The organism is Capnocytophaga genosp. AHN8471 (genome assembly GCF_016806945.1).
In the GTDB taxonomy this organism is placed as follows: Bacteria; Bacteroidota; Bacteroidia; order Flavobacteriales; family Flavobacteriaceae; genus Capnocytophaga; species Capnocytophaga periodontitidis.
On sequence record NZ_JAESPJ010000012.1, the window covers coordinates 25,642 to 43,989 of the forward strand.

Genomic DNA, 18,348 nt, shown 5'->3' on the forward strand with positions numbered 1-18,348 from the left:
CTACACAACACACTCTAAGAGTAGTTGATTTTCAAGGTAATCAACTTTGCCAAAGTCTGAAACGATATTTTTCAGTCTTTTAATGGTAAAGGGTCAAAAGTTCTCAACAAAGGATCATCTCCAAATTTCAAAATACTTTTTACTTTTGCTTTATCTGTAAGGTTGAGAATAAACTCTTTAAAAGTATTCCCTGCTAAATATATTCCTGTAGAAAAATCTACCAAATAAATAGGGCATTCTCCCTTATCATCCCGATTTCTACTATCCCAAAACACAACCTCTCCATTTTCACTAAACAAAAAAGGTTCTGCATTAGCTAAGCGCTCTTTATTATCTGCTTCTTTTTTGAGAAATAACCTATCTGGATATTCCTTTAGATACATTTGAAAGATTTCTTTCCAATGTGCATTTCTGTGTTCCAAAGCATCACAATAAGGTGTGTTTTCTCCCATTGGAATATAGGTGAGAAATAAGCCTAACAATCTACCAAAGCCTATTTCTTGAGCAAACTGCAAATAAGAAGGAGGAATTTCAAAACTCCCTATTTGAGTAATATTGCGGGTTGTTGTTAGGTTAGCTTTTGATATGTTTAAAAGTTCTTTATACATTTCTACCCTTCATAAACATCTCTTTGCCATTGCCCTCCTATAAACTCCCTATTAGCACTTTCTCCATAATCGAGGTTAAAAACATCATTGAGAGTAGGGTCGGCTTTTACTAATTCTTCCAAGGGCACCATCTTCCAATCGGGTTCTCCTAAGGGGAGGAAAAACCAATAACCTTCCTTATCGTGTATTACATCTACGATTGGCTCTTGACTTTCTAACCAAGCGGATGTTGTAAATACGGGACGGAGTTTGTCTTCTCTAAATTTGAAATCGGCATTTCTATCTAATAACGGTTGCAAGTAGATTAAATCTTCTCTAAAATTTGTTTCATAAGGGAATACACCTTTGTCATCAGGCCATATCAATTGTAATACAGGGAAATCGGCTGTTTGGTAATAGTTGATTGCTTGTCCAAAATAATCAGGGATATTACGCTTGTCTACCGTTAAGAATTGTACGGGATGTTTTTCTAATACGCCACGATAATTCTTACCTATTTCTATAGATTTTCCTTTTTTTACGCCTTCAAACGCTACCGTATTGAGTACGGTATGGAGTATATCTATTGGCATTCCTAAAGTAATAAGCTCAGGGTGTTTATAGCTTTTCCACAAACCTACTGTATAAGCAAAAGATGGCAAGTAATCAGTTTGAGGTATCATTATCACCCCAAAGCCGTATTTTTCGATATCACTTGTCAATTTATTGATATATTGATTTGCCAATTCGTTAGTTTATTGATTTAATGCCTATCAAGGATTGAATTAACTTGTTGATTATAAACTTCCTACCAATTCACTTACTCGGCAATTGCCGATAATCTTTCAAAGGGAAGATGCGACACAAAAGTGACAATACGCTGTTAATCAGGGATTATCATTTTCCAATTCTTGATTCATATTACTATCATCATCTTCTGGTTTTTTCTTACGTCTTAACTCAAAATTTTTTCCGAGGTATACTTTACGTACCGTCTCATCGGCAGCCAAATCTTCAGGCACTCCTGATTTGAGGATTCCTCCTTCAAACATCAAGTAAGTACGATCGGTAATAGCAAGAGTTTCCTGCACATTATGGTCGGTGATGAGGATACCAATATTTTTATCTTTAAGTTGAGCCACAATGCGTTGGATATCTTCCACTGCAATAGGGTCTACCCCAGCAAAAGGTTCGTCGAGCAAGATAAAATTTGGACTGGTAGCCAAAGCCCGGGCAATTTCGGTACGGCGGCGTTCTCCTCCTGAGAGTAGGTCGCCACGGTTTTTACGGATATGCCCCAAGCTAAATTCATCAATCAACTCATCGGTTTTGCGTTGTTGTTCGGCTTTAGAGAGTTTGGTGAGTTGCAATACACTTTTGATATTGTCCTCAATGCTCAACTTTCTAAACACCGAAGCTTCTTGTGCCAAGTAGCCAATACCGCTTTGGGCGCGTTTGTACATAGGATAATTGGTAATATCGGTATTATCCAAGAAGATCGTACCGCCATTGGGCTTGATGAGTCCCACAATCATATAAAAGGAAGTTGTTTTACCGGCGCCATTAGGGCCTAAGAGTCCAACGATTTCGCCTTGGTTTACTTCCAGCGAAACGCCTTTTACAACCTTTCTTCCTTTGTATATTTTGATGATGTTGTTTACTACTAATTTCATATAGTTAAAACGAAAAGCGATAAGGCATTTCGTTGAGTTCAGTTTCTAAATCTACCCAGTCGTGCACTTCGGTTACGATGCTATATACCATTTCCTCGGTAAGTACTTTTCCTTCGTAAATGTCGGTAATAGTTTGTTCGCTCATCACTTCTTGCAAGAAGCCTTCGTCGCCCATATAATCTACTGCCCATTCTTTGTATTTTGCGGGGTTAGTAGTTATGTGTTCAAATTTATCGATGTGTTCTTCCACAGGAAAATTTTCCACGCATTGCCACGTTTCACCATCCAAAGAGTATATCACGAAAGGGATATCACTTTGCGAGAAGTTTTTACGATAGTAGGGCAAAAACACTTTGGGGATGCGTTTCTCGAAATCGTGGTTATCGCCTCCTTTGCTGTCTTCGGCGCTGGATGAGGGTACTATTAAGCAGGCTTTATCGATAAAATAGAATGACAACGATGTGCCATCTTCATCTTCAAAGCCGTGCCCCCACTGGGCTTCATAGCCGTCGTATTCTTCTTCATTGGCTTTGTAGTAGGTGTGATAAACTTCGAACTCGTGACCACAAATAATCCAGTCTAACACGGCTCTGCCTTTGCAAAGCTGTTTCAACGTTTTCACGTTGGGTAAGTGCTGTAAGTAGGTATTACAATCCATTAAAAAATATTAAATTACCTTGTTTTGTTCTTTTTTTAAAACATAAGCCGAAATAAAAATACTTATTTCGTACAGGAGCATAATCGGTATTGAGACGATTATCTGGCTAGCTACATCGGGAGGGGTGATAATAGCGGCAACTATGAGCACTACTATCAAAGCGTGACGCCTATACTTACGCATAAAAACAGGGGTTACAACGCCCAGCTTAGTAAGAAAATAAATGACAATAGGCAGTTCAAAAACAATGCCACACGAAATGACCGATGAGCGTACTACTGAAATATATGAATCTATATCTATTTGATTTTTCACCTCAGGGCTTACCGAATAAGACCCTAAAAAGTTCACTGAAAGCGGTGTTATAAGGTAATAACCAAACAATACGCCTATAAAAAACAGCAAAGAAGCAATGAAGATAAAACCTCGTGCTAACTTGCGTTCGTGTTCATACAATGCTGGGCTGATGAATTTCCAGACTTCATAAAGCACATAAGGGAATGCGATAATCACTCCTGCCCAAATAGACGTCCAGATATGAGCTGAGAACTGCCCTGCCATTGTACGGCTTTGGATGGTAAAAGGGAGTTTTTCGGCACAGAAAGCGCTTTCAAAACCAAAAAAGTGCCCTATTTTGCAGAACATTTTATAAGTGAAAAAATCGCCATTTTTAGGAGCAAAAATAATTTGAAAGATAAAATCCTTACATACAAAAGCTACTACTCCCACAATTAAGACGGCTATAGTAGCGCGTATTAAATGCCAGCGCAAGGCTTCCAAATGGTCTAAAAAGGACATTTCATCTTGTGATGCTCCCATTGTAAGTTTATTAATTTCTTTTAATAACAAATTTAATGGCGCAAAGATAAAAAATAATTCATAATTAGCAATTATAGGTAATAAAAAAACTGCTTGGTCTCCCAAACAGTTTTTTTGTTATTCAAACATTGTTATTCCATACTCACTACTATAAATTCGCTACGGCGGTTAGCTTGATGTTCTTCTTCGGTACAAGGGACACCATTAGAGCAACCATTTACCAAACGAGTTTCGCCATAACCTTTAGCTGTTAGGCGTTTACGTTCAATACCTTGTTTTACTATCCATTCGAGGGTAGATTTTGCGCGTTTATCTGACAAGGCTAAGTTATAGGCATCGGAAGCGCGGCTATCGGTGTGAGAACGGATATCAACTTTCATCTTAGGATACTGTTTCATCACCTCTACTATCTTAGCGAGTTCTACGGCTGCATCAGGACGTATATCAGACTTATTCAAATCGAAATAAATTTCTTTGATATTGAATACTTTGGCTAAATCAGTATTTTTAGAAATTGCGACTTCTCTTGGTTTGAGAAGCATTTCGTAGTATGTTTCGCCTTCTTTATCGGTGTTTACTTTCACTTCAGCAGTTTCATATTTTTCTTTTTCGCCACGCAAGTAGTAATACAATTCTTTACAATCTACCTCATTGAAAGCAAAAGTACCATCTTCTTTAGTTTTTTGTTTAGCGACTTCTTTCATTGTTCTATCAGAAAGTATAATGAGTCCATCAACAATTACATTATTCGTTTTAGCATCTTTTAAGACTCCTTTGAGCATTTTCTCACAATCAAAAACTAAAGGTTTTTCTTCAAAGAAGCTATAAATATCATCTCTACCTTTTCCTCCTGGGCGGTTAGATGAGAGGAAGCCTATTTTAGAATCGCTATCCATTATAAAGCAGAAATCATCATCGGCACTATTACCTGGGCGACCAATATTGATAGGTTTAGAAGTCGTACCATTTTCATAGAATTTTACAGCGAAGATATCCAAACCACCTAAACCAGGGAATCCATCAGATGAATAGTACATTACGTTGTTTTTAGAGATGAAAGGGAAAGATTCGCGTCCTGGGGTATTGATTAGATTTCCTAAATTTTCAGGTTTTCCGTATTTGTTATCTCCTAAAATTTCTACTCGGAAAATATCAGATCCGCCTAAGGTACCTCCCATATCGGATGCAAAGTACAAATATTTTTCATCAGGGCTTAAGGCAGGGTGTGCCACATTGTATTGATCGCTATTGAAAGGCACTTCTACCACATTACCCCACTCGCCATCACTACCTTTGGTAGCGCGAAGTATTTTTAGAAGAATGGTATCATCCTTATCTGTTCCTAATTTTTTATTTACATAGTTGTTACGAGTAAAATAAACTGTTTTACCATCTTTAGTAAAAACAGCAGTAGACTCGTTGAATTTTGTGTTGATAGCAGCAGAGAAGGGTTTCTTATTAGACAATTTTTGTTTGTTGCGATCGGCTACATAAAGGTCGTAGAACCCTTCGCCTGTCCATTGAGAGACACCGCCTTTAGAAGCTCTTCCGCTAGTAGCTGCTGCAAATACGATTTTATCACCGTAGAAAGATGGTCCATACTCAGAGTACTCTGTATTTAAAGCTATAGGATTCAGTTTAAATCTTCCTGAATTCTCTTGTATAGCTTGTTGATAATCTTTATTTTTTTCAAAAAGTACTGCTCGGGTATCTTTATCATCGGTCAATTCGGCGAACTTAGCCATCATTTTATCGGCATCATTATACTTACCTACTGATTTTAGCACTTGTGCATAACGATAGTAATACTCAGGTTTTACTTTGTAATTTGGATTTTCAAAGAGTTGTTTGTACCAAGGGAGTGCTTTTTTGTACTCGGCGTTGTAGTAATAGGAATTACCTAAGCTCTCTAGCATTTCTTGGTTTACAAATCCTTTTTTAGCAATACTTTCGTATATTCTAATAGCATCGACATAAGCAAAGTTTTTGTACATTTCATTTGCTTTTTCTAATTCCTTTTCAGGTTGTGCTAATAGCACTTGTGCACTACATAATAATGCGAAAGTTAAACTTAGTAATCTCATTTTTTATAATTAATAATTAAAAAATAGGGTTAAAATTTTAAAAAGTGGTTAGCTCACACTAAAAGAATCGAGGAGATACGATTTTTTTGTAGGTTTTTACCAATTCATAACGCAAGAAGATTTCGTGTGAACCTGAGTTGTATTTGCGCAATTCGGTAGTTTCAAAATCATATCCATACCCTGCAAACCAACGGTCGTTGATTTGAAAACCTGCCATTACACTCACCGCTGCCGACCAGCGATAAGCTCCTCCTATCACAAATTTTTCGTTGAACATAAAGTTTGCTGAGAAATCTAACTGCAAAGGAGCTCCAAAGGATACTTTCGATAGTACAGCGGGTTTGAATTTTGTATTCTCAGTAAGATCAAATACATAACCTCCTATCAAATATAGGTGTTGTGAATTTTTCAACACTGATACTGAACTGTTATTATAATGAGTTGTTTCGAGCATATTAGGCACTGAAAAACCTATGTAGTATTTATCGGTATACCAATAAACTCCAGCTCCTATGTTAGGTGAAAATACGCTCTCTGTGCCCTCAAGACTGGGATCAGAATTATCTTGTTTGCGCAGTTCGTTATAATCTATTTGAAATATACTTGCTGATCCATTGATACCAAAAGCTAACTTAGAATTTTCAAAGTTTAGGGTATACGATACGTCTATCGCCAAATCGGTTTGGGTTTGAGGTCCTATACTTTCGCGGAAGATACTCCCGCCCAAGCCTATATTGCGCAAGCGTTCCATTGGTTGGTGATAACTGATGCTCCCATTGGTAGGTGCTCCACTAATACCTACCCATTGAGTACGAAACATTCCAAAGAGACTCCCCACTTCACGCGACCCTGTATAAGCAGGGTTAAAGAGCATTGTATTATACATATACTGAGTATATTGAGATTCTTGTTGGGCAAAAATCTCGGTACAAAATAACATTGTTAGTGCTGAAAACAACGCTTTTTTAATCATAATAAAACTGTATTTTATATATTTGCTATTGATTTTTATACTGATAGTACTTTGGGTAAGTACCTACAACTCGGCAAAAGTACATCTTTTTGTTCAAAAAGACACTCTTTTGTATAATTTTTTTTTATATAGTTGAAATTTTTCTCTATTACCTAAAACATAGAATTAGTATAACTATTTATTTATAAATGAGTTACGATTAAAAAAAGCAAAAGAGACGCCTTTTATTTTAGAGTGCCTCTTTTGGGATTTTTTTACATTATAGTTTTATTTTAGTAAGCAAACAGAGGTCTATCTTCCATAAACATATTTACTTCTTCTGCTATTTCTTCAAGAACTTCATCATTATCTCGATTAGTAATCGCACGGTCTATAAAGTCGGCAATGCGTTCCATATCCGCTTCTTTGAGTCCGCGAGTAGTAATGGCAGATACACCTACTCTAATACCACTTGTTACAAAAGGAGAACGGGTATCGAAAGGCACCATATTTTTGTTTACTGTAATATCGGCTTTTCCAAGAGCTTCTTCGGCTTCTTTACCGCTTACGTTTTTATTACGCAAATCAATAAGCATCAAGTGATTATCAGTTCCTTTAGAGATGATATCATAGCCTTTTGCTAAAAGTACAGATGCTAATTTACGCGCATTCTTTTGCACTTGTATAGCGTAATAGAGAAAATCATCGGAGAGGGCTTCGCCGAAAGCTACAGCTTTAGCAGCAATGATGTGTTCTAAAGGTCCGCCTTGGTTTCCTGGGAATACTGCGCTATCAAGTAAAGAGCTCATCATTCGTACTTCGCCTTTAGGAGTTTTGATACCGAAAGGGTTTTCAAAATCTTTACCCATTAAGATGAGCCCACCGCGAGGGCCACGTAGGGTTTTGTGGGTAGTAGTGGTTACGATATGGCAATGAGGGATTGGGTCGTTCAACAGACCTTTAGCGATAAGCCCTGCGGGGTGAGCAATATCAGCAAAGAGGATAGCTCCTACTTCATCGGCTATTTCTCTAAAACGTTTAAAGTCGATATCACGAGAGTAGGCTGAGGCGCCTGCCACTATCATTTTTGGACGTTCACGTTTAGCTATTTCCAATATATTGTCGTAATTGAGTCGGCCTGTTTCCTTTTCTACGCCATAGAATACAGGTTCGTACAATCTACCTGAGAAATTTACAGGAGATCCGTGAGTAAGGTGACCACCGTGAGAGAGGTCGAAGCCGAGGATTTTATCACCAGGTTTGAGACAAGTGGCATATACAGCGGCATTGGCTTGTGAACCGCTATGAGGCTGTACATTAGCATATTCAGCGCCAAAAAGGGCTTTAGCGCGATCAATAGCTATTTGTTCGATTTCGTCAATCACTTCACAACCACCATAGTAACGCTTGCCGGGATAACCTTCGGCGTATTTGTTAGTAAGTACAGAACCTGCTGCTTCCATTACTTGGTCGCTTACAAAGTTTTCGGAGGCGATGAGTTCTATTCCCAACTCTTGGCGCTCTCTCTCGTCCTCAATTAGTTCAAAAATATCAATGTCTCTTTGCATATTAAAATTATTTTGTTGTTTAATACTCTTCTCATTACTTCTATTTCTGGGCAAATATATGCTTTTTTTCAGTATCACACAAGCATCTGTAAAGAAATATTTGTTAGCCCAATACCACGTCCATTGCCATCATCACTACAAAACCTACTAGAAATCCTATGGTAGAAACATCGGTGTTCTCATTTTGCTGGGCTTCAGGTATTACCTCTTCTATGACCACATAAATCATAGCTCCTGCCGCAAAAGCAAGGGCATAAGGAAGTATTGGGGTAAAAAAGAGTACTGCAAAAGCTCCTAATACCCCTGCTATGGGCTCTACAATAGCCGAAAGTTGCCCATAAAAAAAGCTCTTACATCTGCTCACCCCCATACGTCTGAGTGGCATTGCTACGGCTATTCCTTCAGGAAAGTTCTGTAGCCCAATACCGATGGCAAGAGTTACCGCTCCCGCAATAGAGGCTTCGGGAATACCAGCGGCTACCCCTCCAAAGAGTACCCCTACCGCCAATCCTTCGGGAATGTTGTGCAAGGTGATAGCTAAAATAAGCAAAGTAGTTTTTTGCCAATCGGTTTTAATACCTTCTGTTTGTTTGAAGTTGGCGTGAAAGTGTGGTAATAACTTATCTAATACATAAAGAAAAAGTGCTCCCATAAATATCCCCACCGTAGCAGGTAGCACCTTTATAAAGCCTTCACCTTCTGTCATATTAATAGAGGGTATTATCAAACTCCACACACTAGCTGCCAGCATCACCCCTCCTGTAAAGCCTAACATACCATCTAACACGGTTTTGTTTTCTTTCTTAAAAAAGAATACCACTGCAGCCCCCAAAGCTGTTACACTCCACGTGAAAATGGTGGCGTATAAGGCAGCAAGTATTGGGTTAATAGTCTCTAAATAAGTGATAACGTTCTGTAACATTTTATGACCTATTTAAAAATATTTTGGTATAATAACATATCTTTATAAACTCCTTGACTGTAAAGCCAGTCCTTTTGTACACCACTGTAACTAAATCCTACTCTCTCAAAAAGGCGTATACTCACCTCATTATCAGCAGGGATATAAGCAATCAGTTGGTGTAAGTCTAAGTATTGTTGTGTATGAGCTATCAACTGTTGCAAGGCTTCTTTGGCATAACCCTTTCCTCGATAGACGGGCAAAAGAGCTATCCCCACAGCTGCTCTACGGTGCTTCGGACTAAAATCGTATAAATCTACACAGCCCATAGGCGTTCCCTCTTCAAACGCTATAACATAGCGATACTGCTTAGCTTCGTAAATATCTTGATGAGCGTGCTGTATATAGTCTTGCAACAAATGTTTGGCAAAAGGTAATTGGGTTTCACTTACCTCCCACAAACTCTCTTCATTTTCTAACAGATACAAAAAATCTATATCTTCAGGTTCTAAGGCTCTTAATTTTATCATTTTATTGTTCCCTCAAATACAAATTGAGCACTACCACTCAAATAGATATTCTCATACCCCTCACCTACTCTATCGAAACTTACTTGCAAATCACCTCCGCGGGTATGGAGAGTGATAGATTGATTTTCTATTTGTTTAGTATGGTATAAAGCAATTGCGACGGCTGTAACGCCCGTACCACAAGAGTAGGTTTCATCTTCCACTCCACGTTCATAGGTGCGCACTTTAAAGCCATTTTCTCCTTTGCTCACAAAATTCACATTACTACCGCCCTGAGTAGCATAAAGCTCTCCATAGCGTATAGTGGCACCCTCATCTTTCGCATCTACGGTATCTACCTCTTCGACCCATTGTACGTGGTGAGGCGATCCTGTATTTAAGAATACATAACCTTTGTGCTCTTCTACCTCAGTTACATTTTTCATTTGCAAGCGTACATAATTATCACCTTCAATTGTTGCACGATGTTCTCCGTCTACAGCTATAAATAATGTTTTGTGTTCTATAATACCCAATTGTTTAGCAAAAGCCACCACACAGCGTCCGCCATTGCCACACATTGTACTTTCACGCCCGTCGGAATTGTAATATACCATACGGAAATCATACTGCGGGTCGTTCTCAAGCAAAATAAGGCCATCGGCTCCAATGCCAAAACGCCTATGACACAACTGTGCTATTAGTGTTTTGTTATTTTTAGGAAAATTTTCTTCGCGATTATCAATCATCACAAAGTCATTTCCTGTTCCTTGATATTTATAGAAATTCATCATTAAAAAAGGTCAAAAATTAGTAGTGTTAAGTACGCAAAAGGTGAGGCAAAAATAAGGCTATCTAAACGGTCGAGTAAACCTCCGTGTCCTGGCAGTATCGTCCCGCTGTCCTTTACTTTAGCAGTTCGTTTAAAGCTAGACTCTACCAAGTCGCCCACCGCACCGGTAACCACCAAAATCACTGCCAACATAAGCCATTGCCATAGAGGTCTGCCACTGTAATACGAAATAGCCGTAGCAATAAGCATCGCCCCTATGAGTCCACCCACAAAACCCTCAATAGTTTTCTTAGGCGAAATGCGCTCAAAGAGCTTGTGTTTGCCAAAGGCTTTACCTGTAAGGTAGGCAAAACTATCACTCGCCCATATAATACACAACATTCCTATCATCGTAATTTGCGACTCGTTGTTGAATATGTTCTGATAAAAATAATTAGGGTTCGGGTTATTCTCATATTTGTAAATCAGAGGCATAAATATACAACCTCCTCCTATATACAGTAGGCTAATAAGCAGTTTAGTATTGTTACTTTGCTTGCGGATAGGTGTTTTTTCATTGAAAAGCATCATCGTGAGGTATATATTAGTAAGCAAAGTAGCCAAAAGCAGTATATAAACCGAGAAAGGATAAGTTTTTAAGTGAATAAACAGCCACCAAACCAACAAAAAAAGCAAAAATATATGTAATTCCTTGAGCCTGATGAGCATTTTAAACTCAAATAAGCAAATAATACCAAAGGACAAAAATAAGAAGTCGAAAGCGTCGGGGTTGAGCATAATTGCCGATAGCAATAGGAAGACATAAATAAATCCTGTAATTGTTCTTTTAAATAGTTCGTTCATAAATTATTGTTTATCAATAGGTAAATCTTCTAACAGTATCAGGTACGTCCTCTTAGAACTTGTACCATAATTAGAAATTGTTTGTATATCAGGATTATCGGTAAAAGTTTGCAAAGTAATAAGCCCTGTAGGGATATGGCCTATATATTTTTTCTTAATACCTTTCATTCCTTCAGGAATATCTTTTACCATCTGGCTTGTTTTGGCGAAAATGATAAACACCTCTGGCAATTCATCCATTTTCCGATGTTTCAGCTGATGAGAAGAGAGCATTATACCTCCGAGAGAAGTTATAAGATACTCACAATCTATTAAATAGACATTAGAAGTATCAATATCGGATGTAAACATTGGGCTGTGTTCCTCAAACATTTCATTGATCACAGGTGATGCATTACTACTCATTTTCACATAAACGCCTAACTCTTTCAGTATATTGCGAAAGACTTCTTGCACCTCAAGATCTGAGGTACAATAGATAAATTTACCACCATTTTTGGTAAAATTCATTGCAAATTGCTCATCTTCTGTAAGTTGCTGGGGTGGTTCTATGTTATTACGTTTAAATATCTTGGCGAAAAAATTCATTCCTACACTGTAAAATGATGTGTTATCTACATATTTTTTTGCAAATATATACAAAATAAATGAATCTGTGCATTTTCAGTGAAAAAAATTAAAAATTTATGCCTATCTTTGTCGCATCAAAAACAACCTATATGGCAATACATATCAATATTATAGGAGCAGGCAATATGGCTTACCAACTCACGCGTGCATTCTATAATCACCCAGAGGTACAACTTCAGCAACTCTACAGCCGGAGCGAATTAAGCTCTGAGTTCAATACTTTTGAAATAGAGAAAACACATCATCTCAACTTTTTGCGCCCTGCTGATGTGTGTATTATCGCTGTGAAAGATGAAGCTATTGCTGAAATATCCAAAAAATTACCTTTTGAAAACCAATTGGTAGTGCATACTTCAGGTAACACCTCTATTGAGGTTATTGACTCTAAAAATAGGCGTGGCGTGTTCTATCCTTTGCAAACAATGAACAAACAAACGCTTGTAGATTTCAATAGTGTACCTTTTTGCTTGGAAGCTGAAAACACTAATGATTTCTACCTACTACAACGTTTGGCTTTATTGCTTTCCACAAAAACATACGCATTGAACAGTTACCAACGCAGGATACTACACCTCGCCGCTGTGTTTATGAATAATTTCAGTAACCATTTGGTATATATAAGTGAGCAGATATGTAAGAAAAATGAGGTTCCTTTTGAAATTCTACAACCATTACTCATTGAGACTTTTGCAAAACTACAAAACACCTCGGCTTACGATGCTCAAACAGGTCCTGCACGACGCAACGATTCTCTAACCATAGCTAACCACTTGGCAATGTTAGATAACAATAACTATAAAGAAATATATGAGATTATTACAAATTCAATAATAAACACTTATGGAAGAAAAGAATTATAAAGAAAAATTGAAAGACATCACCACATTCATTTTTGATGTAGATGGGGTTTTTACTAATACCCAAGTATTTGTAAACAATGATGGTGACCTTTTACGCAGTATGAATATGAAAGACGGTTTTGCCCTCAAAACAGCTGTTGCTAAAGGATATACCATCTGCATTATTACAGGTGGTGGCAATGTAGGGGTACAAAAGCGTTTTGAAAACCTTGGGGTAACCGATATTTTTATGCTCCGCCACGAGAAACTCGAAACTTTTTTAGAGTACCAAAAAAGCAAAGGGCTTAAAACGGAACAAATTCTCTATATGGGAGATGATATCCCTGATATTCCTCCTATGAAACACTCAGGTTTAGCTACTTGTCCTCAAGATGCTGTGCCCGAGGTAAAAGCAGTTGCTCACTACATATCTCACCGCGATGGCGGACAAGGGGCTGTACGTGATGTGATTGAACAAGTACTAAAAGTACGTGGCGATTGGTTTGATTTCAACTAACAATTAATAATTAACGTGAGTTCGACGTAAGTAATTACTTAACAATCAGTAAAATATTTTTAATCTCCCACGAATTTCACGAATTTTCACGAATTTGGGAGTGTATAAAAGTCTTTATTTTTTTATTATCTCACGAATTTTCACCTGACGGTGAATTATTTTGTGAATATATTATGATATAAAGCTGTAAATCAATATTCTGTTATATCGAACTGACGTTAATTAACAAAAGCTGCTCAAGAAAAGTTTATTTTTTGAGCAGCTTTTTGTATTGATTTATTTATTAGCTAATTATTAGAACGCTTTGATACGATACATCAAACCGAGGCTCACGCGATTGGTATTATCAGTAACATTATTTTTTTCGCGACTTCTTCCTATATAAGCCAAAAAGAAACGCAAGTCTTGTTTTTCAAAAGGCAAATATTCAACTCCTGCATAGTAGCCTATGCTTTTGAGTTCATTATTGGGTAAATCACTTTTAGCAGTTTCATACATACCTTGGGCAAAGATATTCCAATGAGGTACAGGTTGATACTCAGCTTTTAGTACAAAGCTATTGTACTTGGTATCTTTTACAAGTGTAGTGCCACTCATTGGAGTATATTTCAACCTATCTAATTGTTCATTAGCCATCATATAATCAAAGAAGACTTGGAACTTAGGCAAATTGAGTTTAGTTCCCAACATCAAGAGCCAGTTGTTATAGCCATCGGCTTCACTTTGCAAACCACCTCCCCAACGAGTTTGGATAAGATTATCAAACAGATTACCATTCCAATTAAAGATGTAGGTAAGAGGAGCTTTACTTTCGCTGATAGTAGGTGAAGTTGTACCATAAATATCTGCAAATTTATCATTGCGTACATCAGTAATTTGGAAGTTAAACTCGTGATTCTCGTTAGGTGCATAAGTAATCATTGCTCCTAACATAAAGTTATCCATATTCTCAAGGAAATCAGAATATTCATAAATATTCATTGGGTTTAAGTCGAACTCGAAACCACCCCAAGCTTGACACATTTTTCCTGCAGTAAGTGTCCATTTGTCATCTAAACGGAACCCTGCATAAAGCATATCAGTAGCTTTGGCAAGGTTATCCAAAGAAGCTCTTGCATTTGATTTATTCAAACGATGACGAAAACGGTAGAAAATACGGTCGGTAATATCACCTCGTACTTCCCATCGCAATTGACGTGCATAGAACTTAGCTGTCATATCTTGGTCTTTTGCTTTTTCTACATCAAAACTTCCTTGAAAGTTGAAGTACATATTAAACTTCTTATGAATGGGCTGTTCTCCTTCATTTTCAGGCATAAATAGAGGCGCAGGAGCGGTAGCTTTAAGCTGATCGATTTCTGCTCTCAATTGGTTAATTTGATTTTGTAAATCTTGTTGCGCTGAGGCGATACCTCCTATGAGGAGGCTCACTGCTAATAATATCTTTTTCATACGTATTCTTTTTTAGGAAATAGAAGTTAGGAATTAGGAAATAGCTAATTCCTATTACCTAATTCCTGATTTCTAATATTCATTGAAATATTTTTGGATTTGTTTCCAGTCTTTGGTTTTAGTGAGTGCTAACATCAATAGAACACGAGCTTTTTGTGGGTTGAGTGTTTGTGAAGCTACAAATTGATATTTAGCATCATCTACTTCGGCATCGAGGGTAGTTGCTCCTGTAGGTACGCGTGAAGAACGCACAAACTGAATGCCTTGCTCTCTAGCTTTTACTGCCAAATCAAAGATAGTGTGATAGAGGTTACCATTACCTACTCCAGCGTGTACAATACCATCGAATTTAGCATCCATAAAGGCTTTCATTGGCAATTCAGATACATTAGAATAGCTGTATACAATACCTACTTTAGGTAATTCTTTAAGGTTATCTACATTGAAAACAGATTGATAAGTATGTTTGTTTTCAGGAGTGCGGTTAAAGAATACTTTGCCATTGTGAATGTATGCCAATTTGCCATAGTTAGCACCTTGGAAAGTTTCGACAGCAGTGGTATTGGTTTTAATGACATCTTTAGCATCGAGTACGATGTCGTTCATACACACCATTACCCCACGCCCCATAGCATTTTTATCGGCAGCAGTTACTACTGCGTTATAGAGGTTTAGAGGGCCATCGGCACTCATACCTGTAGCAGGACGCATTGCTCCTACCATTACCACAGGTTTTTTGCTGTGTACGGTAAGGTTGAGGAAGTAAGCGGTTTCTTCCATTGTATCGGTACCGTGAGTGATTACCACACCATCATACCCTTCTTTGTTTAAGAGCTGGTTGATGCGTTTGGCAAGTGTGAGCCATACCTCATCGTTCATATCTTGTGAACCGATTTTCACAATTTGTTCGCCACTTATATTGGCTACATTCTTCACTTCAGGGACTGCATCTAAGAGTTGGTAAATACCGAGTTCACCAGCTTTATAGTTGGTTTCAGTATTTGATTTACTTACTCCTGCGATAGTACCACCGGTAGCTAAAATACGAATCTTTGGCTTTTGTTGCGCAAAGACTGCCACAGTCATCATTAAGAGCAATGAGAGGGCAATTTTTTTCATCAATGTTATCATATATAATTTTAGTTATTAGTTTTAAATGGAAAGTTAAGAATTAGAAATTAGATATTTCACATAAACATAATTATTAGGTAACCTACTGCAATGGCTATAATAGTAGCTACAAAACCAGGTATTTGGAACGAGTGGTTTAGTACGTATTTACCTATACGTGTAGTACCTGTTCTATCGAAATTGATAGCGGCGACTACGGTAGGATAATTAGGGATAAAGAAATAGCCATTGACCGCAGGGAACATTGCTATCATTGCCATTGGGTGAATGCCTAAGGCAATCCCTAACGGATAAAGAGTTCGTACCGTAGCGGCTTGACTAAATAAAAGAACAGACATTACAAAAAGAGCTACTGCAAAGAGGAAAGGATATTGAGTAACTATTTGTTCGATGTGCATTTTGAAAAACTCAATATTGCCATTGAAAAAGGTATCGCCCATCCAAGCAATCCCAAAAATAGCTATCACGGCTTGCATACCTGCAATAAATACCGAACCTTTTACTGCTTTGTTGATGTCTACTCGAGCAAAGATAATCATCAAGCCAGCGATAGACATCATTATAATTTCGATGAGTTGGGTCATTCCCATTTGTACTTTCTCACCTCCTACTTCAAAAGATGGACGGAGGCTATCAATAGAACCAAAAAGTACTATAGAGAGGACTCCTATTAGGAATATAATCACTGACGTTTTGGCTCTTTGCAGGTCTTTACCGGTCATTTGCGAAGCGGTATGACTTTCTTTTTCTAAAAGCCCTTCACGTAAACGGCGTTGGTATTCAGGGTCTTTTTCGAGAGGAACGCCCATAAAACTCACGGCTATGGCGCCTACAATCACCCCGATAATCGTAGCGGGGATACACACCATCAGAATATTACCTAACGTAATACCTTTACTACCTAAGAGCTCAGCTGAAAGTAAAGCGGCTGTAGCTGCCGAAATAGGGCTGGCTGTAATAGCCTGTTGCGAAGCTATTACCGATATAGAAAGGGGACGCTCAGGGCGTACCTTGCTATCGGTAGCAATTTCGGAGATGATAGGCAAAAGCGAATAGGCAATGTGGCCTGTACCTGAAAACAAAGTAAAAAAGTAGCAGACAACAGGCGCCAAGAAGGTAATCATAGCGGGATTTTTGCGCAGAATTTTCTCGGCTACCTTCACCAAATAATCTAAACCTCCCGCTGCTTGCAATGTAGCAGCCGCTGTAATAACTGCTACAATGATAAGCATTACATCGATAGGCGGATTACCAGGTTTGAGTCCGAAACAAAAGACCAGAATTCCTAAACCTATCATACCAAAGATTCCGAGCCCGATACCTCCTACTCTGGCTCCTATAAAGATAGCGAGGAGCACTATTAGCAATTCAATATAAATCATATTCAATTAAGAAATCATAATTATGGTTCAAAGGTACGAAAGTTTTAGGAAAGAAAAAAGAAAAATACGATATTTTTTTAACAAATATCGTATTTTTCTTAACAGATAAAACCGTATTTTAAAATAACTATCAGAAAATGAGGTTATCTAAATAAAGTGAAGTTACCGTAGAACTCACGTTTGTCGTACAATTGATCGTTGATTTCGATGATATACCAATAGTCGCCTGATGGCATCGCTTGTTTTTCATACGTACCATCCCAGCCTTCTCCTGGTTCTAACTTCACTAATCGACGACCATAACGATCGAAAATGTAGATACGGGCATTTACATTGTTGTCTAAATACTTCGCTTTCCATACATCATTCTCTCCATCTCCATTGGGCGTGAAGAAGTTCGGCACTTCTATATCAAAGTATTCTAAATCGTAAGTCGCTGTTACTGTACAACCTTCTGCATCTTCCACGCGTACATTCACTACTTTATAACGACGTCCGTTTACTAACTTATCAGGATCGTCATGGTTGATTTTGTACACCGGATTATCTCCTTTACTCACCTCATTAAAGTAGTATGTATAACCTCTAAAGTTATTCGTCCTACCTCCTCGTGCTAATACCTCTAAGGTGTTGAGCGTGGTATTAGTCGTTACTCTCGTAACTGTAAGTGGTGTGTAAGGATCTATCGTGATAGTCTCGGAGGCACTACAACTTCCCGTCATTCCTGGAATAGAGGATACTATAGTATAGGTTACTTCAACCGTTTGGGTAACTGAACTTCTATTGAAATTATCAATATAAGCTACATTGCCTGTGGTTCGTGTGAAAGTAGCTGCTGGAGCTCCATTCAAACTATAGGTTATCTTACTATAGTCGGGCGATGGATTGTTGAAATGTACCTCTAAATAATCTACGTAACTATTAGAACTTGCTTGACAAGTACCATAGTATTTGAGTTCCTTGATTGTAACATCTGGTAATTCTTCTACTGTGAATGACAAGGTCTTAGT

General features: G+C 37.9%; 19 protein-coding genes. 2 read left to right on the forward strand and 17 right to left on the reverse strand.

Annotated elements, in window-relative coordinates; genetic code table 11:
* Window positions 1–71: 71 nt before the first annotated feature.
* The 13 genes from JMN12_RS06090 to JMN12_RS06150 form a co-directional block, all read right to left on the reverse strand.
* Complete coding sequence (locus JMN12_RS06090) at window positions 72–608, reverse strand: hypothetical protein (RefSeq protein WP_203138024.1); 537 nt, start codon at window positions 606–608, stop codon at window positions 72–74.
* Between the two features lie 2 nt (window positions 609–610).
* Window positions 611–1,309 (reverse strand): DUF4262 domain-containing protein, encoded by a 699-nt coding sequence (locus JMN12_RS06095; RefSeq protein WP_238423829.1) that lies wholly within the window; start codon window positions 1,307–1,309, stop codon window positions 611–613.
* A gap of 165 nt (window positions 1,310–1,474) precedes the next feature.
* Window positions 1,475–2,260, reverse strand: coding sequence for an LPS export ABC transporter ATP-binding protein (lptB, locus tag JMN12_RS06100; protein WP_009412381.1), 786 nt, complete (start codon window positions 2,258–2,260; stop codon window positions 1,475–1,477).
* Window positions 2,261–2,264: 4 nt separating this feature from the next.
* Complete coding sequence (locus JMN12_RS06105; protein ID WP_009412382.1) at window positions 2,265–2,918, reverse strand: hypothetical protein; 654 nt, start codon at window positions 2,916–2,918, stop codon at window positions 2,265–2,267.
* A gap of 9 nt (window positions 2,919–2,927) precedes the next feature.
* Window positions 2,928–3,737: a twin-arginine translocase subunit TatC gene (gene tatC / locus JMN12_RS06110; protein ID WP_034555183.1), complete on the reverse strand. Its 810-nt coding sequence runs from the start codon at window positions 3,735–3,737 to the stop codon at window positions 2,928–2,930.
* Window positions 3,738–3,868: 131 nt separating this feature from the next.
* Window positions 3,869–5,821, reverse strand: coding sequence for an OmpA family protein (locus JMN12_RS06115; protein ID WP_203138026.1), 1,953 nt, complete (start codon window positions 5,819–5,821; stop codon window positions 3,869–3,871).
* Window positions 5,822–5,879: 58 nt separating this feature from the next.
* Entirely contained in the window at window positions 5,880–6,794 is a 915-nt protein-coding gene (locus tag JMN12_RS06120; protein ID WP_198467618.1) for a type IX secretion system membrane protein PorP/SprF, read from the reverse strand.
* Between the two features lie 272 nt (window positions 6,795–7,066).
* Window positions 7,067–8,341 carry a serine hydroxymethyltransferase gene (gene glyA / locus JMN12_RS06125; protein ID WP_034555763.1) on the reverse strand — a complete coding sequence of 425 codons (1,275 nt, stop codon included), beginning with the start codon at window positions 8,339–8,341 and terminating at the stop codon, window positions 7,067–7,069.
* Between the two features lie 103 nt (window positions 8,342–8,444).
* Window positions 8,445–9,263, reverse strand: a complete 819-nt coding sequence (locus tag JMN12_RS06130; protein WP_198467615.1) for a ZIP family metal transporter — start codon at window positions 9,261–9,263, stop codon at window positions 8,445–8,447.
* Window positions 9,264–9,271: 8 nt separating this feature from the next.
* Window positions 9,272–9,772: a GNAT family N-acetyltransferase gene (locus JMN12_RS06135; protein ID WP_203138027.1), complete on the reverse strand. Its 501-nt coding sequence runs from the start codon at window positions 9,770–9,772 to the stop codon at window positions 9,272–9,274.
* A complete protein-coding gene (gene dapF, locus JMN12_RS06140) occupies window positions 9,769–10,545 on the reverse strand; it encodes a diaminopimelate epimerase (RefSeq protein ID WP_203138031.1) in 777 nt (258 codons plus the stop codon). The genes JMN12_RS06135 and dapF overlap by 4 nt, the downstream gene beginning before the upstream one ends.
* A complete protein-coding gene (locus tag JMN12_RS06145; protein WP_009413483.1) occupies window positions 10,545–11,387 on the reverse strand; it encodes a phosphatidate cytidylyltransferase in 843 nt (280 codons plus the stop codon). The genes dapF and JMN12_RS06145 overlap by 1 nt, the downstream gene beginning before the upstream one ends.
* A gap of 3 nt (window positions 11,388–11,390) precedes the next feature.
* Window positions 11,391–11,975 (reverse strand): LUD domain-containing protein, encoded by a 585-nt coding sequence (locus JMN12_RS06150; protein ID WP_009413482.1) that lies wholly within the window; start codon window positions 11,973–11,975, stop codon window positions 11,391–11,393.
* Between the two features lie 131 nt (window positions 11,976–12,106).
* Here JMN12_RS06150 and JMN12_RS06155 point away from each other — a divergent pair, with 131 nt between their 5' ends.
* Window positions 12,107–12,877: a Rossmann-like and DUF2520 domain-containing protein gene (locus tag JMN12_RS06155; protein WP_203138036.1), complete on the forward strand. Its 771-nt coding sequence runs from the start codon at window positions 12,107–12,109 to the stop codon at window positions 12,875–12,877.
* Window positions 12,858–13,373 carry a KdsC family phosphatase gene (locus tag JMN12_RS06160; protein ID WP_009413480.1) on the forward strand — a complete coding sequence of 172 codons (516 nt, stop codon included), beginning with the start codon at window positions 12,858–12,860 and terminating at the stop codon, window positions 13,371–13,373. Before JMN12_RS06155 ends, JMN12_RS06160 begins: the two co-directional genes overlap by 20 nt.
* 294 nt (window positions 13,374–13,667) lie before the next feature.
* Here JMN12_RS06160 and JMN12_RS06165 read toward each other — a convergent pair whose 3' ends face one another.
* The 4 genes from JMN12_RS06165 to JMN12_RS06180 form a co-directional block, all read right to left on the reverse strand.
* Window positions 13,668–14,825, reverse strand: coding sequence for a porin (locus JMN12_RS06165; RefSeq protein WP_203138033.1), 1,158 nt, complete (start codon window positions 14,823–14,825; stop codon window positions 13,668–13,670).
* Window positions 14,826–14,897: 72 nt separating this feature from the next.
* Complete coding sequence (ansB, locus tag JMN12_RS06170; RefSeq protein WP_203094605.1) at window positions 14,898–15,956, reverse strand: L-asparaginase 2; 1,059 nt, start codon at window positions 15,954–15,956, stop codon at window positions 14,898–14,900.
* A 56-nt stretch (window positions 15,957–16,012) separates the two neighbouring features.
* On the reverse strand, window positions 16,013–17,338 hold the full coding sequence (locus JMN12_RS06175) for an anaerobic C4-dicarboxylate transporter family protein (protein WP_203138034.1): 1,326 nt from the start codon (window positions 17,336–17,338) through the stop codon (window positions 16,013–16,015).
* Window positions 17,339–17,481: 143 nt separating this feature from the next.
* The coding region (locus JMN12_RS06180; RefSeq protein ID WP_203136113.1) for a T9SS type B sorting domain-containing protein at window positions 17,482–18,348 on the reverse strand (867 nt) is incomplete at its 5' end.